Annotated in this window: 21 protein-coding genes; 13 read left to right on the top strand and 8 right to left on the bottom strand. The window is 52.0% G+C overall.

Annotation, left to right across the window (positions count from 1 at the left end):
* Positions 1-38 precede the first annotated feature (38 nt).
* From NNX04_RS12415 to NNX04_RS12390, 6 genes are all read right to left on the bottom strand, one after another.
* Positions 39-1193: an iron-containing alcohol dehydrogenase gene (locus NNX04_RS12415; protein WP_261945963.1), complete on the bottom strand. Its 1155-nt coding sequence runs from the start codon at positions 1191-1193 to the stop codon at positions 39-41.
* Between the two features lie 96 nt (positions 1194-1289).
* Entirely contained in the window at positions 1290-1619 is a 330-nt protein-coding gene (locus tag NNX04_RS12410) for a Rieske (2Fe-2S) protein (RefSeq protein ID WP_261945962.1), read from the bottom strand.
* A 21-nt stretch (positions 1620-1640) separates the two neighbouring features.
* A complete protein-coding gene (locus NNX04_RS12405; RefSeq protein ID WP_261945961.1) occupies positions 1641-2684 on the bottom strand; it encodes a S1C family serine protease in 1044 nt (347 codons plus the stop codon).
* Positions 2685-2700: 16 nt separating this feature from the next.
* Positions 2701-3576 carry a protease HtpX gene (gene htpX, locus NNX04_RS12400; protein WP_007639841.1) on the bottom strand — a complete coding sequence of 292 codons (876 nt, stop codon included), beginning with the start codon at positions 3574-3576 and terminating at the stop codon, positions 2701-2703.
* A 356-nt stretch (positions 3577-3932) separates the two neighbouring features.
* Positions 3933-4727 (bottom strand): Crp/Fnr family transcriptional regulator, encoded by a 795-nt coding sequence (locus NNX04_RS12395; protein ID WP_261945959.1) that lies wholly within the window; start codon positions 4725-4727, stop codon positions 3933-3935.
* Between the two features lie 107 nt (positions 4728-4834).
* Positions 4835-5122, bottom strand: a complete 288-nt coding sequence (locus NNX04_RS12390; protein ID WP_007639843.1) for a TfoX/Sxy family protein — start codon at positions 5120-5122, stop codon at positions 4835-4837.
* A gap of 230 nt (positions 5123-5352) precedes the next feature.
* Here NNX04_RS12390 and NNX04_RS12385 point away from each other — a divergent pair, with 230 nt between their 5' ends.
* The 4 genes from NNX04_RS12385 (at position 5353) to cysE (ending at position 9076) form a co-directional block, all read left to right on the top strand.
* On the top strand, positions 5353-6027 hold the full coding sequence (locus NNX04_RS12385; protein ID WP_261945958.1) for a M15 family metallopeptidase: 675 nt from the start codon (positions 5353-5355) through the stop codon (positions 6025-6027).
* 36 nt (positions 6028-6063) lie between these two features.
* Positions 6064-7476 (top strand): MFS transporter, encoded by a 1413-nt coding sequence (locus NNX04_RS12380; RefSeq protein ID WP_261945957.1) that lies wholly within the window; start codon positions 6064-6066, stop codon positions 7474-7476.
* A 68-nt stretch (positions 7477-7544) separates the two neighbouring features.
* Complete coding sequence (locus tag NNX04_RS12375) at positions 7545-8249, top strand: HAD family hydrolase (protein WP_261945956.1); 705 nt, start codon at positions 7545-7547, stop codon at positions 8247-8249.
* Between the two features lie 2 nt (positions 8250-8251).
* Complete coding sequence (gene cysE, locus NNX04_RS12370; protein WP_261945955.1) at positions 8252-9076, top strand: serine O-acetyltransferase; 825 nt, start codon at positions 8252-8254, stop codon at positions 9074-9076.
* A 3-nt stretch (positions 9077-9079) separates the two neighbouring features.
* On the opposite strand, the gene NNX04_RS12365 is transcribed toward cysE, so the two are convergent.
* On the bottom strand, positions 9080-9349 hold the full coding sequence (locus NNX04_RS12365; RefSeq protein ID WP_007639851.1) for a hypothetical protein: 270 nt from the start codon (positions 9347-9349) through the stop codon (positions 9080-9082).
* Positions 9350-9561: 212 nt separating this feature from the next.
* Here NNX04_RS12365 and NNX04_RS12360 point away from each other — a divergent pair, with 212 nt between their 5' ends.
* The 7 genes from NNX04_RS12360 to NNX04_RS12330 all read left to right on the top strand — a co-directional run bounded on the left by NNX04_RS12360 (position 9562) and on the right by NNX04_RS12330 (position 16117).
* Positions 9562-10356 carry a hypothetical protein gene (locus NNX04_RS12360; RefSeq protein ID WP_261945954.1) on the top strand — a complete coding sequence of 265 codons (795 nt, stop codon included), beginning with the start codon at positions 9562-9564 and terminating at the stop codon, positions 10354-10356.
* 71 nt (positions 10357-10427) lie between these two features.
* A complete protein-coding gene (locus tag NNX04_RS12355; protein WP_261945953.1) occupies positions 10428-12545 on the top strand; it encodes an AsmA family protein in 2118 nt (705 codons plus the stop codon).
* 123 nt (positions 12546-12668) lie between these two features.
* Complete coding sequence (mutY, locus tag NNX04_RS12350; protein WP_261945952.1) at positions 12669-13811, top strand: A/G-specific adenine glycosylase; 1143 nt, start codon at positions 12669-12671, stop codon at positions 13809-13811.
* Between the two features lie 8 nt (positions 13812-13819).
* Positions 13820-14098, top strand: coding sequence for an oxidative damage protection protein (locus NNX04_RS12345; protein WP_151054613.1), 279 nt, complete (start codon positions 13820-13822; stop codon positions 14096-14098).
* Between the two features lie 101 nt (positions 14099-14199).
* Positions 14200-14499, top strand: coding sequence for a hypothetical protein (locus NNX04_RS12340; RefSeq protein ID WP_261945951.1), 300 nt, complete (start codon positions 14200-14202; stop codon positions 14497-14499).
* 24 nt (positions 14500-14523) lie between these two features.
* Complete coding sequence (locus NNX04_RS12335) at positions 14524-14961, top strand: hypothetical protein (RefSeq protein ID WP_261945950.1); 438 nt, start codon at positions 14524-14526, stop codon at positions 14959-14961.
* Between the two features lie 91 nt (positions 14962-15052).
* Complete coding sequence (locus NNX04_RS12330; RefSeq protein WP_261945949.1) at positions 15053-16117, top strand: extracellular catalytic domain type 1 short-chain-length polyhydroxyalkanoate depolymerase; 1065 nt, start codon at positions 15053-15055, stop codon at positions 16115-16117.
* Between the two features lie 103 nt (positions 16118-16220).
* Here the strand turns inward: NNX04_RS12330 and NNX04_RS12325 are convergent, their stop codons facing one another.
* Positions 16221-18713 carry a cellulose-binding domain-containing protein gene (locus NNX04_RS12325; protein ID WP_261945948.1) on the bottom strand — a complete coding sequence of 831 codons (2493 nt, stop codon included), beginning with the start codon at positions 18711-18713 and terminating at the stop codon, positions 16221-16223.
* 439 nt (positions 18714-19152) lie between these two features.
* On the opposite strand from NNX04_RS12325, the gene NNX04_RS12320 reads away from it, so the two are divergent.
* Complete coding sequence (locus tag NNX04_RS12320; RefSeq protein ID WP_261945947.1) at positions 19153-19992, top strand: penicillin-binding transpeptidase domain-containing protein; 840 nt, start codon at positions 19153-19155, stop codon at positions 19990-19992.
* A 37-nt stretch (positions 19993-20029) separates the two neighbouring features.
* On the top strand, positions 20030-20680 hold the full coding sequence (locus NNX04_RS12315; RefSeq protein WP_261945946.1) for a glutathione S-transferase family protein: 651 nt from the start codon (positions 20030-20032) through the stop codon (positions 20678-20680).
* Positions 20681-20764: the final 84 nt, after the last annotated feature.

Genomic DNA, 20764 nt, shown 5'->3' with positions numbered 1-20764 from the left:
GCTTTGTTTTATGGGTTGTGGGTTACAGGGCGTGGCGATTAAGCCGCCAGCTCCAGAATTTCACGGGAGGCTTCCGGGGTGATGGCGCCGTGCTCACCCAGTGCCAGCAGCTCGTGTTTGACCAGCATATCGACCAACTTGGGGATGGAGTCGCGGCCTACACCGTAGCCACTGAGCGTGGTGGGGGTGCCCATCTGCTCAAAGAAACCGCGGGTGGCGGCGATGGCGGCATCGATCAAAGCCTCTTCATCGCTGTGATTCAGGTTCCATACGCGGCGACCGTATTGCACCAGCTTGGCGTGTTTTTTCGCGCGCTGATGTTGCATCACTGCCGGTAAAACAACCGCCAGGGTTTGGGCGTGATCCAAGCCATGCATCGCCGTCAGTTCGTGGCCGATCATATGGGTCGCCCAGTCTTGCGGTACACCCACACCGATCAAACCGTTGAGCGCCATAGTCGCGGCCCACATTACATTGGCGCGCACGGCGTAGTTGGTCGGCTCTTTCAGCGAGCGCGGACCTTCTTCGATCAAGGTCATCAATAGGCCTTCGGCAAAACGATCTTGCACCTTGGCGTCTACCGGGTAAGTCAGGTACTGCTCCATAATGTGCACAAAGGCATCCACTGCACCGTTGGCAATCTGGCGCGGTGGCAGGCTGTAAGTGGTGGTGGGGTCGAGAATTGCAAATTGTGGATACACCAGCGGGCTGCCGAACGCCAGTTTCTCGTGGGTGGCTGCTTTGGTGATCACCGAATTGCCATTGCTTTCGGTGCCGGTGGCAGGCAGTGTCAAGATGCAGCCAATAGGCAGGGCGCTATTAAACGGCGCATGTTTAGCCAGAATATCCCAGGGTTCACCGTCAAAATTCACCGCCGCTGCAATCAGTTTGGTGCCGTCAATCACGCTGCCACCACCAACGGGTAAGAGGAAATCGATCTGCTCTTTTTTGACCAGTTCTACTGCTTGCATCAAGGTTTCATAATGGGGGTTGGGTTCGATACCACTGAACTCAAACCAGGTTTTGCCTTCCAGCGCTGTTACCACCTGATCATAAACACCGTTCTTTTTGATGGAACCGCCGCCATAGGTCACCAGAATGCGGGCATTGGCGGGAATCAGGTTGGCGATTTCTTTGATTTGGCCTTCGCCAAAAACAATTTTGGTGGGGTTGGAGAAAGTAAAATTTTGCATGGCATATAATCCGGTAAAAGATAATTAATATTGTATTACAAATTGGTAATCACTTTAGCTGTTGCACTGCATTAATACGATGGGGTTTACCCAAATTTACGAGCGAATAATCGACAGCTGGTTGTCGTCGATGCGAAAAGGAATCGCCTCAAGCTTGCGGCCAGCGCAGGGCCCGGCCACACATTTACCTGAGTCGATCACAAACAGTGCGCCGTGGTTGGCGCATTGGATCATGGTGCCGCTGCTATCCAGAAACTGGTGTTCTACCCATTCCAGCGGTATACCCAAATGGGGGCAGGCATTGCGATAGACAACTATCTTGTCCTGCTGCTTGACCACCAGCAGTTTCAGATCGCCCTGCACAAACCCTCTGCTACTGCCCTCGGGTATTTCGTCAAGCGTGCACAGGGGGATCAATGCAGTCACAGATATCAACTCAGGTTGGGGCTAGTCAGGGCTAGTCAGGCGCAATTTGCGGGTGAGTAGTTTGCCATCGCGCACCACACTGACATTAACCTTATCACCGGGTTTGTAATGCTCCAGAGCGCTGAGTAGTTGATCGTCGTTGGTGACCGGATAGTCCTCAATCGCCACAATCACATCTCCCAAACTAATTTGCCCCCAACTATTGCGTTTGGCGCCTTGCAGACCGGCTTGCGCGGCGGCGGAGTTGGGTTCTACCCGTAAAATGGGCACGCCTTGAATACCAATTTGTTGCGCCCAGTGATCGGGTGCCACCGCTACGCCCAATACGGGGCGCACGATGCGGCCATGTTTAATCAGCTCCGGCACCACTTCTTTTACGGTATTCACTGGAATCGCAAAGCCGATGCCAGCGCTCGCACCGCTAGGGCTATAGATCATGGTATTCACACCAATCAGCTTGCCCTCGGAGTTGAGTAGCGGCCCACCCGAGTTGCCGGGGTTGATGGCGGCGTCCGTCTGGATCACATTGGTAATTTTGCGTTGGTTGGGCGATTCAATTTCACGCCCCAAGGCGCTTACCACACCCGTTGTCAGGGTGGCATCCAACCCAAAAGGGTTGCCAATGGCTAACACCTTGCGGCCAACACGCAGGTCGGCTGAGTCACCCAGTGGCAAAGCGGTTAACTGGTCGGCGGGCGCTTTAATCCGCAGTACGGCTAAATCCCGCTCCGGCGCTAAACCCACCACTTCGGCGGGCCAGTTGGATTGATCTTGCAGGGTGATGGTGATTTGACGGGCGCCCTCTACTACGTGGTAGTTGGTGACTATGTAACCGCGTTCATCCCACACAAAACCGGTGCCGGAACCGCGTGGCACCGTGACGAGATCAAACGAGTAGGGGTTGCGCGCCAGCTGTTGGTTGGTGACAAAAACGACGCTCGGGCGAGCGGCGTCAAACACCTCCATGCTATTGCGCTCATCATCGGTGGAAAAAGCATTGGCGACAGCGCTCAAGGCGCTGGCGCCAATCATTAAGGTAACAAGCAGCCAGCGCCAGAGTGTCATGCGGCGATCCTCGTACTTAGGCGGCGTCGCGCAGGGCTTGGATACGCGCTTCCAGCGGTGGGTGGCTGGCAAACAGGCTGCGCATACCACCGCTGATACCAAAAGCGCGCATGCTGCTTGGCATTTGGCTTTCTGCACCGGCGCCGCTTTCAGCTTGCAAGCGTTGCAAGGCGCGAATCATAGCACCGCGATCCGCCAGCGTAGCACCGGCGTGGTCGGCGCGGAATTCACGGTAGCGGGAGAAGGCCGCCACAATCATCGAGGCTAAAACACCCAGTACGATTTCAGCGACAAAGGTGGCGATCATAAAACCAAAGCCACGGCCGCTTTCATTCTTGAGCAATACACGGTCGACAAAGTCGCCAATGATGCGCGCAAAGAACATCACAAAGGTGTTCACCACACCCTGGATTAGGCTGAGAGTAATCATATCGCCATTGGCAACGTGACCGATTTCGTGCGCTAACACCGCTTTCACTTCGTCGCGCTCAAAGCGTTGCAGCAGGCCAAGGCTCACCGCCACCAGTGCCGCGTTGCGGTTCCAACCGGTGGCAAAGGCATTGGATTCCTGTGCGGGGAATACACCGATTTCCGGGGTTTTAATACCCGCTTTTTGCGACAGCTCTACCACGGTATCAACCAGCCATTGCTCATCGGCATTGCGGGGTTGGTCAATCAATTGCACGCCCATGGTCTTTTTTGCCATCCACTTGGAAATGAACAGCGAGATAAAGGAGCCGACAAAACCAAAGACCGCACAGAATACCAGCAGGTTCTGCAAATCCAGTCCACCTGCTGTGCGATAGCTGCCTACACCCAAAAGGCTGAGCACAATGCCGGCAACAACCAGAACCGCGATGTTCGTTAACAGAAACAAGCCAATACGTAACACGATAGGATCTCCCATAGAAGTTGATGCGCTGGTTTATACGCAGCGTCGGGGGAGTATATGTGTGCAGGGAGGGATTATTTCAATCGCGGCAGGTTAAGAATCGCAAAAAATCACGGCAAAAGAAAAATGGCCGCCACAGGGGCGGCCCAAGCAACCGTGTTAGCCAAGAGACTTGTGCAGAAATGCTCGCAGAGAAAGTCCCAAGGGGTGAGCCGTTTTAACAATCGACTTGCAGGGCGATCATCAATTCCGCTCAGCTGCTGTGGGGAGAAATCCGCAGCAACGAATTAACGATAATCGTTCTCATTTGTTCGGTCAAGTCTTTTTTGAGAATAATTCTTGTTTGTGGGGGTGTTTTAAAGTTCCGGGCTTTTGAGTTGCAGTAACTGGCTATTTAGCTGGTTAATTTTGGCGGCCATTTCCTCGATAAGCCCCAGGCAAATCTGGGGTTGATGCTCAATCAAGGCGATAAACTCCTCTTTGCGTACCGCCAGTACAGTGCAATCACTGGTCGCCACCACCGAAGCCATCCGTGGTTGGCGAGTGAATACGGCGAGGGCGCCAAAAATTTCGTTCGGGTGAATCTGCCCCACAGTGACACCATCGCATACCGCCTTGGCGGAACCCTCCAGCAGGGTATATACCTGATCTGCGGTATCGCCTTGCTGGATAATGGTTTCACCGCTGCGGAAGTGTAAAAAACCAGCGACAGGTTGGAATTCACCACGCAGTTCCTGGGTGAGTGCCTGCTCAAAGTAGCTGATGGAGCAGACCAAAAAGTAAGTCCAATTGCGCTGGTATTTCAGGTCGCTGTTGGCCTGCTCGACCAGCGCGTCGCGTTCGTAGGCCACTAGTTCCACCGGGCTGCTGCAGCTGAATTGGCCTTGCGGCAAGTTCAGTGAGCGCGGCAATCCGAGCAGGTCGCCCGCCTCAAAATGCATGACCAGCTTGCCCTGCAGGTAATAATCGACCTGGCCTTCCATGAGGCGCAGCAGGCGGGTGGGGGCGATATCGGCAAAAATGTCATCGCTCGCGGCGACCCGAAAAGGCTCCTCAGCCGGTGTTACCGGTGTGCAGATGAGTTCAGTCAGCGCGCCCAGTTTGGCGGCCAGCTCGGACATTAATTCGGATTGTTTGGTTGAAAGGTGCATAGAATCCCCGGCGACAAAAACACTAAATTAGGCAAAGTTTTAGTGTAGCCTGTGACGGAGAAAAAACTGCGTGTAAAACCACATCTGCGCACAGATGTGGTTTTTATTTATGCGGTGGCGTGAGTTAGCTCGTCGGGTTGTTCGGCTTCTTGCACCAAGCGGGCTTTAAGGTCAGGGGGAATGTCGTTCCAGTGAATATCCATCAGTGCACCCTCAAGGGCGTAGAGCATGACTTTGGATACATTAATATTGCGGGCGCGAATGCGGCGATAAGTTTCTACTGCCCCCAGACGCTTGAGATCCGCGTGGGTATTAATCCCTATTGCGCGGAGGATATTGACCGATGCTACGCCCAGATTCTTTAACTGTAATAACTCACTTTGACAGGCTGTCATACAGTGCGACTCTCCATTATTGTTGTCGGATGTTGTGTTCAAATTTTCCGTTTACTGCGGGCCTTATCTTACAGGCTTGATTTAGTGGTGCAATTCTTTTTATGGGGCTTCGGTCAAAAAATTAGCTACGCAATATTGAGTGCCAGCGCGAAGTTTGTGCGCTACCGCGCTTAGTGTCGGTGATCATGAGCGTGGAAAAATTTGGATAATTAATAGCTATGCACAATTGGATGAAACAATTATTACTCGGGCTGGATGAGCGCGAGTTAATTGAATTACCTGCGCTGCAATGCCGTGTGCATCGCGCGTTGGAAACCCCGTTGCTAGGTTTGCAAACACGCGCGGCAGCCGCCGGTTTTGATTTGCGAATTGCCAGCAGTTATCGCAGTTTTGAGCGCCAGCGGATGATCTGGAATAACAAGGCATTGGGGTTGCGCCCGGTGCTGGATAGCGCCGGAGCACCGCTGGATTTAAGTCTCATGAGCGAGCGGGATATTGTCCTGGCGATTCTGCGCTGGTCGGCATTGCCCGGCGCGTCGCGCCATCACTGGGGCACCGATATTGATGTGTATGATGCATCGCGCATTGCGCCTGATTATCAATTGCAGCTCACGGTGGCAGAGACGGAAGGTGATGGCCCTTTTGCAAAATTTCATTGCTGGTTGAGCGAGGAGTTGTGTACTTCTACCGGTGATTTTTTTCGCCCTTACGCGCAGGATTGCGGCGGCATAGCCCCCGAGCCCTGGCATCTAAGTTATGCACCACTGGCCAATCAATTTGCCCGGGAATATTCCGAAAGCTTGTTGCGTGAGCAATTGGAAGTGACGGAGTTGCAATTAAAAAATACCGTACTGGAAAACCTGAGTGAAATTTATCAGCGTTTTATTGGTATCACTACGCCTTAAACCAAAAGCCCCTAAATACACGACAGGATTTTAGTGTTGACTGATTCTTCTATCGCCTCGCCGCGTGCAAATAATTCGCCAGTGCAACATCAGCCACCGGCATCCAAATTGGCTATTCGCTCCTGGATGCTATTTGACTGGGCCGCGCAGCCATTTTTTACGGTGGTGATTACCTTTATTTTCGGGCCTTATTTTGTCTCGCGCTTGGCTGAAGATGCAGTGCAAGGTCAGGCGGCTTGGGGTTATACCGTGACCATCGCCGGGGTGATTATCGCGCTCTTAGCGCCGATATTAGGCGCCGTCGCGGATGCCACCGGCGCGCGCAAACGGTGGATCGCTTTTTTTGCGCTGATCAAAATTACCGCGCTACTGCTACTCTGGTTTGCGGCGCCCGGCTCCGCGTTATGGTTGCCTATGGTGTGTGTGATTTGTGCGATGGTCGCCGCTGAATTTTCGATTTTGTTTAACGATTCCATGATGCCGCGCCTGATCCCCGCGCAGGATATTGGCCGCGTTTCCAATCTCGCTTGGGGGCTCGGTTATCTCGGCGGTTTGGTGGTGCTGTTCAGTGTGTTGCTGCTGTTGGCTGGCAGCCCTGAAACGGGCAAAACCTTGTTGGGCATTAAGCCCCTGTTTGGCCTGGATGCGACTCAAGGTGAAGATGCGCGCATCACCGGCCCCTATGCCGCGCTCTGGTATTTAATTTTTATTGTGCCGATGTTTTTATTTACCCCCGATTCCCATGGCGGCGTTTCATTGTTGCGCGCAATTAGCGGCACGCTGCGCGAATTAAAATCCACCCTGGCGGAAGCGATGCAGCGTAAATCCCTGCTGCGCTTTTTACTCGCACGCATGGTGTATCAAGACGGCGTGAATGGCTTACTGGCATTGGGAGGTACTTTTGCAGCGAGCATGTTTGGTTGGCAAACCATTGAGATGGGTATCTACGGCATTTTGTTATTAGTCGTGGCGATTGGCGGCTGTGCTTATGCTGGCCGGTTGGATGCACAGTTAGGTTCCAAAACCGTCGTGCTGATGAGTTTGCTGCTGTTGATTGTGGCTACCTTTGGCATAGTCTCCACTGGGCCGGGTTATTCGCTGTTTGGCTGGGTGTCATTATCCACCGCAGATAGCGGCGGATTATTCGCGACCGCAGCAGAAAAAGTGTATATCGGTTTTGGGTTATTAATTGGCATCGCCTTTGGGCCAGTGCAAGCGTCATCGCGTGCGTATCTGGCGCGCAGTGTTAACGCCGATGAAGCCGGTCGCTATTTTGGGCTTTATGCACTGTCTGGCCGCGCGACGGCATTTTTAGCCCCCATGGCGGTGGCGAGCTTAACGCTCTACGCTGATTCGGCGCGTATCGGCATGTCGGCGCTGTTGGTGTTTTTAATCGCGGGGTTATGGTTGCTGCTAAAAACTCCCTATCCCGCGTTGCGAGCTAGCTGATTTTTTTATCGTTTATTTTTTCTCATTTTTGTTTTTTTATTATTGTTGGCGGCATTTACGAGGTACTCATGCTGGTTATTTTTGATTGTGATGGCGTGTTGGTGGACAGCGAAATTATCTCGGCACAGGTGTCGGTGGATTGTTTAAAGGCGGTGGGTGTTGAACGCAGCCTGGATTATATTTTGGAAACCTATCGCGGCAAATCGGTGGTGGATTGTATTCGCATGATTACCGATGAGTTGTCATCGGCTGCCGATTGGCAGCAATTGGCCGAGAGCGAAAAAGCTGAACGCGGCGCGCAATTTTGGCGGCAGGTGCAACTGCAAACCCTGGTGGTGTGTGAGCAGCAACTTGAACCGGTAACCGGCGTGATGACGGTGTTGGATTATCTGCGCGATCACAAGATTCCCTTTTGTGTGGCCTCCAACGGCAAACATGAAAAAATGCGCATGACGCTCAACAAAACCGGCATCATGCCCTATGTGCAAGGGCGTGTTTTCAGTTTTGAAGATGTCACCCGCGGCAAACCCGCGCCGGATTTATTTTTGCACGCCGCCAAAACTCTGGGTGTTCCTGCAACTGAGGCAATTGTGGTGGAAGATTCACTGACCGGTATTCAAGCGGCGGTGGCAGCGGGCATGCGCCCCTTAGGTTATTGCCCGCCCAATCACGATGGCAGCGACAATTGTTTGGTAAATGAAATGCGCGCGTTGGGTGCGACCGTATTTTTTTCGATGGATGAATTAATTCCGTTAATTTTGCAACAGGGTTAAGCATGGTTATGCAATCTGCGGGGGCGATATTTCCGCCCGACCTGGACGTGTGGCAGGAAATTCACACCGAGGCCAAACAAGCGAGTAAAGATGAGCCGGTGCTGGCGAGTTTTTATCACGCCACGATTTTAAATCACGCCTCGTTTGCGGCGGCGATCAGTTTTCATCTCGCCAATAAATTGGACAGTCAGGCGCTGCCGGCGATGATGCTGCGCGATGTATTTGCCGAGGCGATGAATGCCGACGCAAACATTGAGCGGGCGATGCGCGCCGACATTCGCGCGCACCGCGAGCGCGATCCAGCGTGCAATAAATTTTCCATGCCGTTTTTATTTTTTAAGGGCTATCACGCGCTGCAATCCTGGCGCATTGCCCATTGGCTGTGGCAGCAGGGGCGTACGGCGCTGGCGCTGTATTTCCAGAACCAAATCTCTGAAGCCTTTGATGTGGATATCCACCCCGGCGCACAAATTGGTCAGGGCATTATGGTTGACCATGCGACGGGTGTGGTGATTGGTGAGACCACGGTAATTGAGGACGATGTCTCCATGCTGCACAGCGTCACCCTCGGGGGCAGCGGGTGTGTGAAAACGGATCGCCACCCTAAAATCCGGCGCGGGGTATTGATTGGTGTCGGGGCAAAAATTCTGGGCAATATTGAAATTGGCGAGGGGGCAAAAATCGGGGCGGGCAGTGTGGTGTTGGATGCAGTTGCGCCGCACACCACCGTTGCCGGTGTGCCAGCTAAACCTATCGGGCGCCCCAAGGGCGAGGCACCCGCGTTGGATATGGATCATCACTTGAGTGATGATCCGTCAGCCATTTGATGGTCAGGCGCTGCGCTGGCCGGGCAGGCTGGAGGTTTCGTCATCGCAGCCGTCCATTAACCACTTGAGCACGGATTCGCGGCTTTTGAGCATGGATTGATAGTGCTCAATCAACATGGGATTAGGGCGCGCCTGACTTTTCATCGCAGTAATGCGGTCAGTGAGGAAGGCGATATCCTGCTCTACCTTAATGCGCGCGTTGCCGTGCGGGCTGATGAGTTGATCGCCGGTGAAGCGATTATCCTGCAGTTTTTTATCGATGAAAGGCAGCATGGCGTTATTACTCCCTGAGTGGGTCAGGTATAGAGTATGGTTCCGCTTCTTGCCTTGTGCCAGTTGTCCCTAAGACTGATTGGTTACATTCTGTGCACTGGTTATCGCGCTTGTTATCACACCGGCGGCTTGGTGCTCCCACCGCGCCCGCAGCCAAAGGCAGGAGTGCTATTATCCTTGCATCTGCCACTCTTCTAGCGAGTCCTATTGCGATGAGCACTTCTGAATTCGACATTATTTTTCGCGGCGATATTGTGTTTGGTCACCAATTAACGGAGGTCAAACTCAAGCTGCAGCAGCTATTTAAAGTGGATGCCGCCAAGGTGGATGCACTGTTTACCGGCCGCCCCGTTCCACTCAAACGCAAGCTGGATGAAGCGACCGCCAATAAGTATCGCGAAGTATTACTCAAGGCGGGCGCGCAGGTGGAAATCTGCCCCAGCGATAGCAGCCCGGCTACGGCGGCGCCCGCGCCCAAACCGGCACCTGTCCGTCCGGTGGCGCCAGCACCCGTCAATAACTCTACTGCGACGGCAGCGATTACCCCCGTTACGCCAATAGCGCCAGTGTGGTCGATTGCACCGGCGGGCGCGGATTTACTGCCCGCCGACCAGCGCCCTGCAGCAGCCGCACCGGTGGCGGTGGATCTCTCTGGCCTGAGCCTGCGCGCCCAAAGTGGAAACTTATTGGATGCTACGGAGGTCGCACCCATACCAGTGGCTACTGTGGCGGTGCCGGATCTGGTGGTGGCCGAGGCGGGCGCTACCCTGAGTGATGAAGATCATCTGCCCCTGCCACTGGTGGAGATCGAACTGGAAGACTGGGATATTGCTGAAGCCGGCGCCGATTTACTGCGCGAGGATGAGCGTCCACTGGTGGTACCGGTAGCGGTCGGCCCGGTCGATTTTGGCTTGGCGCCCGCTGGCAGCGATCTGGGCCAGCTCAAACCCCAGGTGAAACCGCTTAACCCCGATATCAGCGGTCTGCAGTTGGTTGATCCCTCTTGAACCCTCTGCTTACCGCACAAGCTTTTGGTTATTGATAACCACGTTTTTTCGCTTACTAACAAGGAGTCCCTATGAAGACTTTGGGAAAAATACTGCTCGCTCTTATCGCCATTCCGGTGATTGCTGTGCTCGCGCTCGTCATGCTGGTGGATGTCAATCGTTTTAAACCGCATATCGAAAATGCTGCCAAGGAGCAGGGCATTGCCCTGTCCATCAAAGGCGATTTGGGCTGGAACCTCTGGCCAAGCATCGGGGTAGAAATTAATGACCTCAGTGTGGCCGCGCTAGCAACGCCGCAACAACCGCTGGCGGAATTAACCCGCGCCAGCTTGCTGCTGAAGTTAATGCCTTTGTTCTCGGGGGATTTTCAGGTCGATCACCTGTTGGTCGATGGCGCGCGTATTAATCTCGCGGTGGATAAAGCGGGCACAGGCAATTGGGAGGCCTTAACTAACAGTGATGAAGGTGATGCCAAACCCGCCGCCGAAACACCCGCCGACGCTCCTGCGGATTTAACCCTGGATATCCAGGACATCAGTCTCACCAATTCACAAGTGAACTACAGCGATGCTCAAAGCGGCCAGAAACTGGCACTGCGCGCTATTAATTTGCACCTGAGTGACGTGAATACCCGCGCCGAGCCTTTTCCATTGACCCTCGCACTGAGCGTAGAAATGGCGCAAGACGGTGCTGCGCCGTTGTTGTTGGATATCGCACTCAACAATAACCTGAGTGTGGATGCCCAGCTGAGCGATATCACCCTGAGTGACGGCGAATTGCAGTTGGGGGTGGGCAAGGCCGCGCCGCTGGTGCTTGGCTATCAAATGGCGCTGAGTGATGTGCAAAACAAACCCGCATACAAAGGCCAGCTCAGCGTGAAGGAAACCAATTTGCGCGGGCTGCTCGCCGCGCTCGGCACCGAATTGGAAACCGCCAATAGCGATGCCTTGAAACAATTCAGCCTCTCGGCGGCGATTGATGGCAATGACCAGCAGCTGCAATTAACGAATCTGGTGATGCAGTTGGATAAAACCCGTTTTGATGGTGCCTTGGCGATTACCGATCTGGCTAACACCGCGCTTAAGGTGGATCTCAAAGGCGACAGCATTAATGTCGATGATTATTTGCCGCCGCCCAGTGAGGTGGAAGCAACAGAATCCACCGCCGCGCAGGAAGATACCCCCTTACCACTGGAGGCGATTCGCGGGTTAAATCTGAATGCAAAGTTTGCCTTGCAGCGCATGATTATCAAACAAATGGCGCTGGAAAATATTCTGCTCACGGTGAATGCTAAAAATGGCGTGGTCAATCAAAGCCTCACCGCCAAGGCTTACAGCGGTGATGTGAAATTCACCAGCAAAACCGACGCCCGCAGCGATAAAGCCGCACTCAATTTTGATGGCGCGGTGCAGGGTTTTGAATTGGCGCCACTGTTAAAAGATTTGCAGATGGATGAAAAAATGGCGCTCTCCGGCGCGATTCAGGCCAATACCCAAGGTACGGCGCAAGGCGCCACGGTGAATCAGTTAATGACCTCCATGAACAGCACCGCTAACTTTTCCGGCGCGCAGGTGCGTTTAGCGCCGCTCAATATTGAAGAGCAATTTTGCAAATTGGTGAATCTGGTTACGCAAAATCAGGAGCAAGTGACCTGGGACGCCTTTACCGAAATGCGTCAGCTGGATGGCAATATCGTTTGGCGCGATCAGGTGATTAGTCTCAACAGTTTCAACGCCGGTGTGTCGCAGTTGCTGCTGGCCAGTACCGGTAAAATTAATCTGGCGAACGACAAATACGAATTTAAATTGCCGATTAAAATCGCCTCCGCCAGTGAAGCGGCGCAACTCAAAGGTTGTAGTCTGGGCACCACTAATTATTGGGTCGATCGCGGCCTCTCGCTACTGCTCTGCAAAGGTTCCTTTGGTGCGATTGATCCGGTGAAAGATTGTGGTTTTGACAAGAATGCACTGGGCGATTTAACCAAAGATTTTGCCGAGTACAAACTGCGTGAAAAACACGGCGCTAAAATCGAAGCGGCTGAACAAAAAGTGGAAGAGAAAAAACAGGAAGTGAAGCAACAAGTGGAGGACAAAAAGCAGGAGCTGATTAATAAACTGCAGAATAAATTGTTTAAAACACCCGCTTCGGCAGCAGCATCGTCCGCCGCGACTGAACCTGTTGTTGAGTAAAATAATAGATTACTACCGGTAACAAACACACCACCGCGCGCCCTCACGGGGGCGGTGGTAAACTCACAACTCTTATCAGCAATTGGTTGCACTCAGCGCAGCCTCGCCAGAGTTGTTACATACATGTCCCTTCCCGTTTCTATGACCGCTGAATTATCCATGAGCCAAGATTTTTCCCGCCGTGTTCTTAAATGGTTTGATCAATACGGGCGCAAACATTTGCCCTGGCAACAAGACATCAGCGCCTATCGCGTGTGGCTGTCAGAAATTATGTTGCAGCAAACCCAGGTCACTACCGTGATCCCTTATTTTGAACGCTTTATTGCGCGCTTCCCTACGGTGGAATCCCTCGCCGCCGCGCCGATTGATGAAGTGCTGCATTTATGGACGGGTTTGGGTTACTACGCCCGCGCGCGCAATTTGCATAAATGTGCGCAGCAGGTCGTGAATCAATACGGCGGTGAATTTCCCGCGACCGTGGAAGCGCTCGCCGAATTACCCGGCATAGGTCGCTCTACCGCCGGTGCGATTACCAGCATCGCGTTTCAACAGCGCGCCGCGATTCTGGATGGCAACGTCAAACGTGTACTCGCGCGTTATCACGCGGTGGAAGGCTGGCCGGGGCAGAGCGATGTGGTGGGCCAACTGTGGGACATCGCCGAAACCTACACGCCCAAAAAGCGCGCCAATCACTACACCCAGGCGATGATGGACATGGGCGCCACCGTCTGCACGCGCAGCAAACCCAAGTGCGAACAGTGCCCCTTGCGCGAAGGTTGTATCGCCTACGCACAGGGCAACCCGCAGGACTACCCCGGCAAAAAACCGAAAAAAGCCCTGCCGGAAAAATCCGTGCAGCTATTAATGCTGCGCAATCCGGCGGGCGATTTATTGCTGCAACAACGTCCCGCGCAAGGTATTTGGGGCGGCTTGTGGAGCTTCCCGGAATTGGCGTTAGCGGCAGATGCGCAGGAATACGCGGAGGATCACTACGGCAAAGTCATCGCATTGGAAACATGGAACAGCTATCGCCACACCTTTAGCCACTACCACTTGGATATCACCCCGGTACTGATCCAGCTCGCCAAAAGCCCACGGGCTATCGGTGAGGCCGCCACACACTGGTACAATCCCCACCAACCTGATGCCTTGGGCCTCGCTGCACCGGTTAAAAAACTGCTGGAAAAAATCGCCCAGCTCGACCCGCGTAACAGCGCCCCACCAAGTGCAACCAAACGCACATCAACCGCTAAAAAAGTAAAGTGAGAAAGTTTATGGCCAGAATGGTTTTTTGCCGCAAATACAAAACTGAAATGGAAGGTCTGGACATGCCCCCTTACCCCGGTGCCAAAGGCATGGATTTGTTTAACAACATTTCCAAACAAGCTTGGCAAGAATGGATGGCCCATCAAACCTTGCTCATCAACGAAAAACGGCTAAACGTAATGGACATGGGCACCAAAGTATATTTAACCGAACAAATGGAAAAGTTTTTGTCCGGTGACAAAGTGGATGAAGCTGAAGGCTATGTGCCACCGGCGAAGACGGAGTAATTCGCTGTGTAATTCGGTGCTGGAAATTGTGGTGGGGTGGTTTAGTCAGCCGCTATATTGCCCTCCACACACAATAGCGGCTAAAAATACAGGAGGTTTTTGTGACGAATAAAGAGCTTAAGTTTGTGGCTTCGCTTAAAAGAAGCCTAAAAATAAACGTATATGTCTATGCTGTAGTTGCAATAACTGCACTCTGCAATTCGTATTTTCAATTTATGCCCGAACTCAATGCTGTATATTCACTTGCGCTGGGGATTGTTTTTTGTTTTGTTAGTCTCAGTAATTATCTGGGTGATACTCAGCTTCATAAATGCAGTGAAATTATTGATGGGCTAATAAACAAAGATCCGGAACTTATCAAACGTTTAAACGAAATTAAAGATGGAAAATCAACGGTTTAAACCGTAAACGAAATGGAGGTCTTCATGAACGCAAAAGTTAAAAGCATTCTCGCTGGCGCCGTGTTGGGCGCGATTGTTTTTTATATTGCGGCTTACTTTATTCTTGGTTACACAGCGGCAATTGTGCTGCCGGGTTCCATTGCTGATTGGGCAAACGAAAACTCAGCGAATTTCCCAGTGCTTTTTGTGTGGGAATTGTTCGTAGTTCAATTGCTTGGAATTGGGGTCCTGTCGGCTATTGCTGCCTATCTGCTGTTAAGAATCACATCTTTAAAATGGCTGTACGTGGCGATTGGATTTGTTGTGGCTGACCTAATCCTCTCGCATGTTTTTCTGTTTTCACTTCCTACGTTGGAAAATCTTTCTGCTACCAACTTCATTTGGTTTGCACCGCATTTTATTGTGGTTTTTCTCTGTGTTTTTATTGCGGCCAGTTTGGGTGGTAAACACCAAAGTGTTTAGCGTCTTATACAAAGAATGAGTAGTCTAGTCAGTTTCAGTTAATCTTGTTTTGGTTAAAAGTATCTTTTCAACATCATCTATGGTGTGCCTTGTGAATACTTTATCAGCCTTGAAAAACTCCATATCTCCCTGCATTGCCGCACTCTGTGCGGTTTTTTGTTTGTTATTACCGCCGTTAGCCTTTGCGCAGGATGAAAATACCGATACGACGTTGCGTGAGCGTATCAAACAGCGGGTGGCTGAGCGGCGCGAGGCGCGACAGGATACAGATGCATCTGCAGCGGCAAAAATCCATGCGCCGGGTGATTATGTGCGTTCACTCAAATACCATGGCCTCACGCGCACCTATCGCATTTATGTTCCCCGAGCATATCAAACATCAACCGCCGCGCCACTGTTGTTAGCATTCCATGGCGGTGGGGGCGATATGGATTACATGGCCAAGGATGAATATTACGGCTTGATTTCAAAAGCCGAGGCCGAAGGGTTTGTGGTGGTATTTCCCAATGGCTATAGCAAATTTAAATCCGGTAAATTTGCAACCTGGAATGCAGGCAGCTGCTGTGCCGATGCACGCGATAAAAATATCGATGATGTCGGATTTGTGAAGAAAATAATTGGCAGTGTAACGCGCGAGCTGAATATCAATCGCCAGATGATTTTTGCAACCGGGATGTCCAACGGCGGCATGATGTCCTATCGCTTGGCGTGCGAAATGTCTGATACCTTCGCGGCTATTGCGGCAGTGGCCGGAACCGATGGCACGCTTAATTGCCAGCCGCCCAAGCCGGTTTCTGTGTTGCACATTCACGCTAAAAACGATGACCGGGTATTGTTTAATGGCGGCGCCGGGAAAAAATTCCGCGACGAATCCAAAGTGACTGATTTTGTTTCAGTGCCGGATACTATCGCCAAATGGGTCAACCTCAATCGCTGTAATACAACACCGCAGTCGGTATTAAAAAAGCCGAGAGCCTATTGCGAGCAGTATTCGCAATGCCAGGCGAGTGTAGCGGTGCAGTTGTGTGTGACCGATACTGGCGGGCATTCCTGGCCGGGTGGCACAAAACCCCGTGGCAGTGAGCCACCATCAAAGGTGATTTCAGCCAATGATGTAATGTGGGATTTTTTTATCGCCACGAGTAAAAATAAATAAAGTTTCTGTTTTCCCCTGTGTTGTTATGACTGTCACTATAAAAAACGGCGCAAGCTTTCACTTGCGCCGTTTTTTATCAACCCAATAAATATTGAGCCATTATTTATTGATAATGCTTGTCGTACAGCGGTGCTGTGCCAGTCACGCCTTCCAATAATTGCAAACGATAATCGTGTTTGCGCGTGCGGGTTTCTTCGCCGTTGTACAAGTGATCCACATTACTTACCACCGCTACCACTACGCCATTTTTCGGCGCTTTGGTGAGATCCAAACAAGCTTCGCCGCTGGCGACCGGTTTGCTGTAAACCGCACTGCCGTCTGCTGCGCGATAGGCCAATTGCACACGCATATTCTGGCCGATGGGTTGGAAGTTTACGCGCACTTTATTGCCGGTCACTCTGAGTGGAATCTGGTTGGCACCCGACCAGCCGGGCAAGGTCGTGGCGCTTGGAACCAGGGTGGTGCCTTCCTGGGTGGTGGCTGAGTAGAAGGTCAACCGATGCGGGCCCGGGTCTTGCAGAATGCCACCGGCGACCGGTTCGGCGTTAATTGTTCTGCCCCAATTGTTATTGATCGGTACCTTGAACGCATTAGACCAGGGGCCGAAATCCACCATCGCCTGACGCGCGCGGAATTCCATAATCATGCGCTGCACTTGCTCCTCGCCCACACCGGCAGAAAGTGAACGCAGAATATGGTTGTGCGGCCCTTTGGCCCAAATCCACGCATTGGCGCCTTTGGAGACATGCACACCGAGGAAGTGCGGGAAGGCGGCGTTATATTGGTTGCCGCCCAGGTATTCGCGCCAGGTGGAAATTTGTTGGCCATTCACACGGCGATCTACACCCTCTGCATTCGGGCCACCAAAAGTGCCGTCTTGCAACCAGCCGCTGTAGTTTTCGATGGGCATGTGCGGTGCGAGGAATGAGGTCGCATCCAAAAAGCCCACACCGTAAGTGCCGGTGCGCGACGCTTCCAGATTCATCTGCAACCAGGTGTTGCCGCCCTCGTTAAACCAGGCTGCCTTGTTGCCGCGGGTCGCCATAATGGTGTGGATAAATTCGTGGGTAATGCCGCCGCGTTCGCTCGGGGTCACCACGGGATAGTAGGACAACAACACCATCGGATAACCGTTGATGCCGCTCTGCCAGCCACCGCGCTCGGTGTTGGAGGCGCTGTCGGTACACAGGCCTGAACCATAGAGGTAGATATTGCTGAAGTAGCCTTCCTGCTGCAGTTTATCCACCGGCCAACCCATCACATTGTGGATGTAGTCGGCATCTTCATTCAGGTTGGTGAGCACGCGATCAATATCCGCATCGGTAATCGATGGATTGCGGTTGTGCCCCCAAATAAACGCAAAACGCCCTTTGGTTTTTACCCCGGCGATAGTGTTGGCGGGGCAACCGTTATAGACCTTGAAGTTGCTGGTATCCACTTGGCCAAAGTCGGTGCGGAAATCGTAATTTAAATCCGGCTCGTATTTCGGCCAGTCGTAAGCGCTGCACTGCGCCACACTCGGCGCGCTGCTGCTAGCGGCGGAACTGCTACTTGGGGCGGGTGTGCTGCTGCGCACCGATGAACTCGCCACACTGCTCACTACTGAACTTGAGCTGCTGCGCGCTATTGAGCTGGCTGCCAATGAACTGGAGCTGCGCACCAGACTGCTGCTGGATGAGGCCACTGATGACGTAATCGTACCGGCGGCTGTACCTGCAACACGCCACTCCAATATGCCGGTGGATTGGGTGCTATTGAGCATGGACACACGCACGCGATTAGTGACGACACCGTTCAACGCCAAGGTATTAAACGCATTTTTAGCCAGCGGCAGATTGCCCGCGTTAACCCAGGCGCTGCCATTCCAATATTCGAGATAAGCGCGTGTGGGTGTTAACACCCCGCCGTTGTCATCAAACCAATAAACTTGCGTTGAACTTAGGGTGTAGTTTTGTGGCCAATCGTACTGCACCCATTGAATAGAATTAGGATTATTCCAATTGCCATAAGCACCGGCAGATTTGTCATTCGAGTTGGCGGGGTTACTGTTATCGTTTACCGCGCGCAAGGTTTCCCACGGCGATACATAAGACGTAGTTGCCGTCGCCAATCCGGCGATATTGACGCTGTTGGTAACGGACGCCGTTGATGAGCTGGTCGCACTCGCGGCTATGCTGGAGACGATGCTGGAGCTGGAGGTTGCCGCCGCGCCACAAATAGCGCCGGAGATTGGCGGTGTTTCAAGCGCGCCGCCATTGGTGACACCTTGAAGGCCAAACTCGGCCGACTGACCGGGTTGCAAGCTGCCGTTCCAGCCGACATTGGTTGCGGTGTAATTGCGGCTGCCTGCGCTGCTGAGCTGCGCGTTCCAGGCATTAGTGACTGTGTTGTTACTGTAGGCCCAATTGACTTGCCAGCCGTTAATCGCCGCCGCGCTATCGTTAGTGACGCGGATAGTTGCGGTAAAACCGCTGCCCCAGGCATTCGTGACGGTGTAGCTACAACCCGCCGATGCTGCCGTGCCCCAGGTTGCGGTCATTAACCCCAACCCGAGCACAGCCATAAGGCGATGGCTCTTTGCTTTGTGATGACGCATAAGAAATTCCTCCATGCAGATGAATATTGGTTACAACAGTGATGGCGCCGCCAACCGGGTTTTGTTCGGTTAGCGCCGGGAAGGTAATTGACCGTTTCTACTGCTTATTGCCATTCATCGAGCGGATGTAGAGGGTTGAATGCATCAGTCTCTTTTTATCTTGCATAAAATTATTTTTATATTTGAATGCGTTGCCGCTTGGCATACTAGGGATCGAACAAACCTGTATACAAGTGATTTTGGCCGGAATAGCGAGAACAATTGTCAAAATCAGATGAAATGCCGGGCGCAGGGTGATCTACTTGGTATTTTTTCGGGCGCGTGAGTAATCAATCAACAGTGATTGATTTTTTGCCCCCAAGGTTAGCGCTCGCGCTGTAAGCAGCGTGGAGTTATAAATTTTTTCTGGATTAAAAAATTAGCGATGGAGAAATCATCAGTGAAAATAAAAAGTGTATTTGCCTTACTGCTGTTAACACCTTTGATCAGTGTTGCCGAGGTCTGTAACACCACCAAACCCATCAATACCGATCCCTACATCGCGGACATTGGCACCCGACAAGTAACTTTTTTGGTATTGGATTACCGCAGCAACGAATGTCGCTATATCAATAAAACGGGTTTGACTGAACGCCACGGGCCTTATTCCACGTTTAAAATTCCGCACAGTTTAATTGCGCTGGAAACCGGCGCGGTGAAATCGGTCGATGAACGGTTTGAGTGGGATCAGGTGAAATACCCGGCAAAAAGTTTCTGGCCAGCAACCTGGAAACAATCGCACACACTGACAAGTGCATTCAAACATTCAGCCGTGTGGTATTACAAAGCATTAGTGCCTCGTATTAAGCCCGCCGACTATAAAAAATGGCTCGCCCGTTTTCAGTATGGCGACCAAGTGTTTACACCGGGCAGCAACGAATTTTGGCTCGACAATGAATTAACAATTTCTCCGCAAGAACAAGTCAATTTTATCGCCTGCTTGCTCAAGGATGGCTGCGGTGTAAGCGCCAGAAACCTTTCCGCGTTTGAATCCATCGCCTTGCAGGAAACCAAAAATACTTTCGCACTCTACGCCAAAACCGGAGCCGGCCCGGTCGCCCCGAATAATTTTGATGGCGCGTTCGAAGGTTGGTATGTGGGTTATGTCAAAGATGATGGCGGCAAACCCGTTGCCGCATTTGCGCTGTACATGGAAACGGAAAATTTCACCGCGCTGAAAGATTACCGAAAAGCCTTGTCGCTGCAGTTATTGGGGGATTTGGGGTTGTGGGTTAAATAAAATGATTGCTGTATTCCAAATCACACAAACGGAGTGAATGGTGTATAAATTATTTTACTACCCGAGAAACGCAAGTTGGGCGCCGCATTTGGTATTGGCTGAAATGGGTGTTGAGTTTGAGTTGATATTGGTGGACAGAAAATCCAATCAGCAAAAGTCACATGAATATCTCGCGTTAAATCCTACTGGTCGTATTCCTACCTTGGTAGATAAGGATCTGGTTATTTTTGAAAGCGCCGCTATTTGTTTATACCTTTGCGATAAGCATCCCGAGTCCGGCTTGATTCCCAGTGCAGGGAGTCCGTTGCGCGCAACATTTTATCAATGGTTGTTTTATTTAAACTCCACCATTCAGCCTGAACTGATGGTGTATTTTTACCCGCAGAAACACACTGCGGGAGAAAACACTAAAGAAATCGTTCAGGCACAAGAGTTGCGCGTGACGGAAATGTTTTCGTTGATTGACAAGGCGTTGGAAGGTAAGGATTTTTTGGTGGGCGAGAGTATTAGTGTGTGCGACTACTTTTTATTTATGTTGTCCCACTGGGCTAGCGGTTTTGCACAGCCACCATTAGCGTTTAAAAATCTGGGAGCGTATTTACGTAAGCTCGCAAAGCGTGATGTGGTTAAGTCAGTGTGTGAGCGTGAGGGAACTGATTTGGGGATTTATGCAGATCAAATGGATTAACTACAAGAAAGTGGAAGTTTTTGAGTGCGTATCTGTTTCTTTTCCACAATCAGTGTTTTACCAGTCGCAAAAAATCCACCCAAC

It is taken from the genome of Cellvibrio sp. QJXJ, from assembly GCF_024452345.1.
Classification (GTDB): domain Bacteria; phylum Pseudomonadota; class Gammaproteobacteria; order Pseudomonadales; family Cellvibrionaceae; genus Cellvibrio.
The sequence above is the reverse complement of the archived record's forward strand: the minus strand, read 5'-3'. Positions and strand labels throughout refer to the sequence as shown.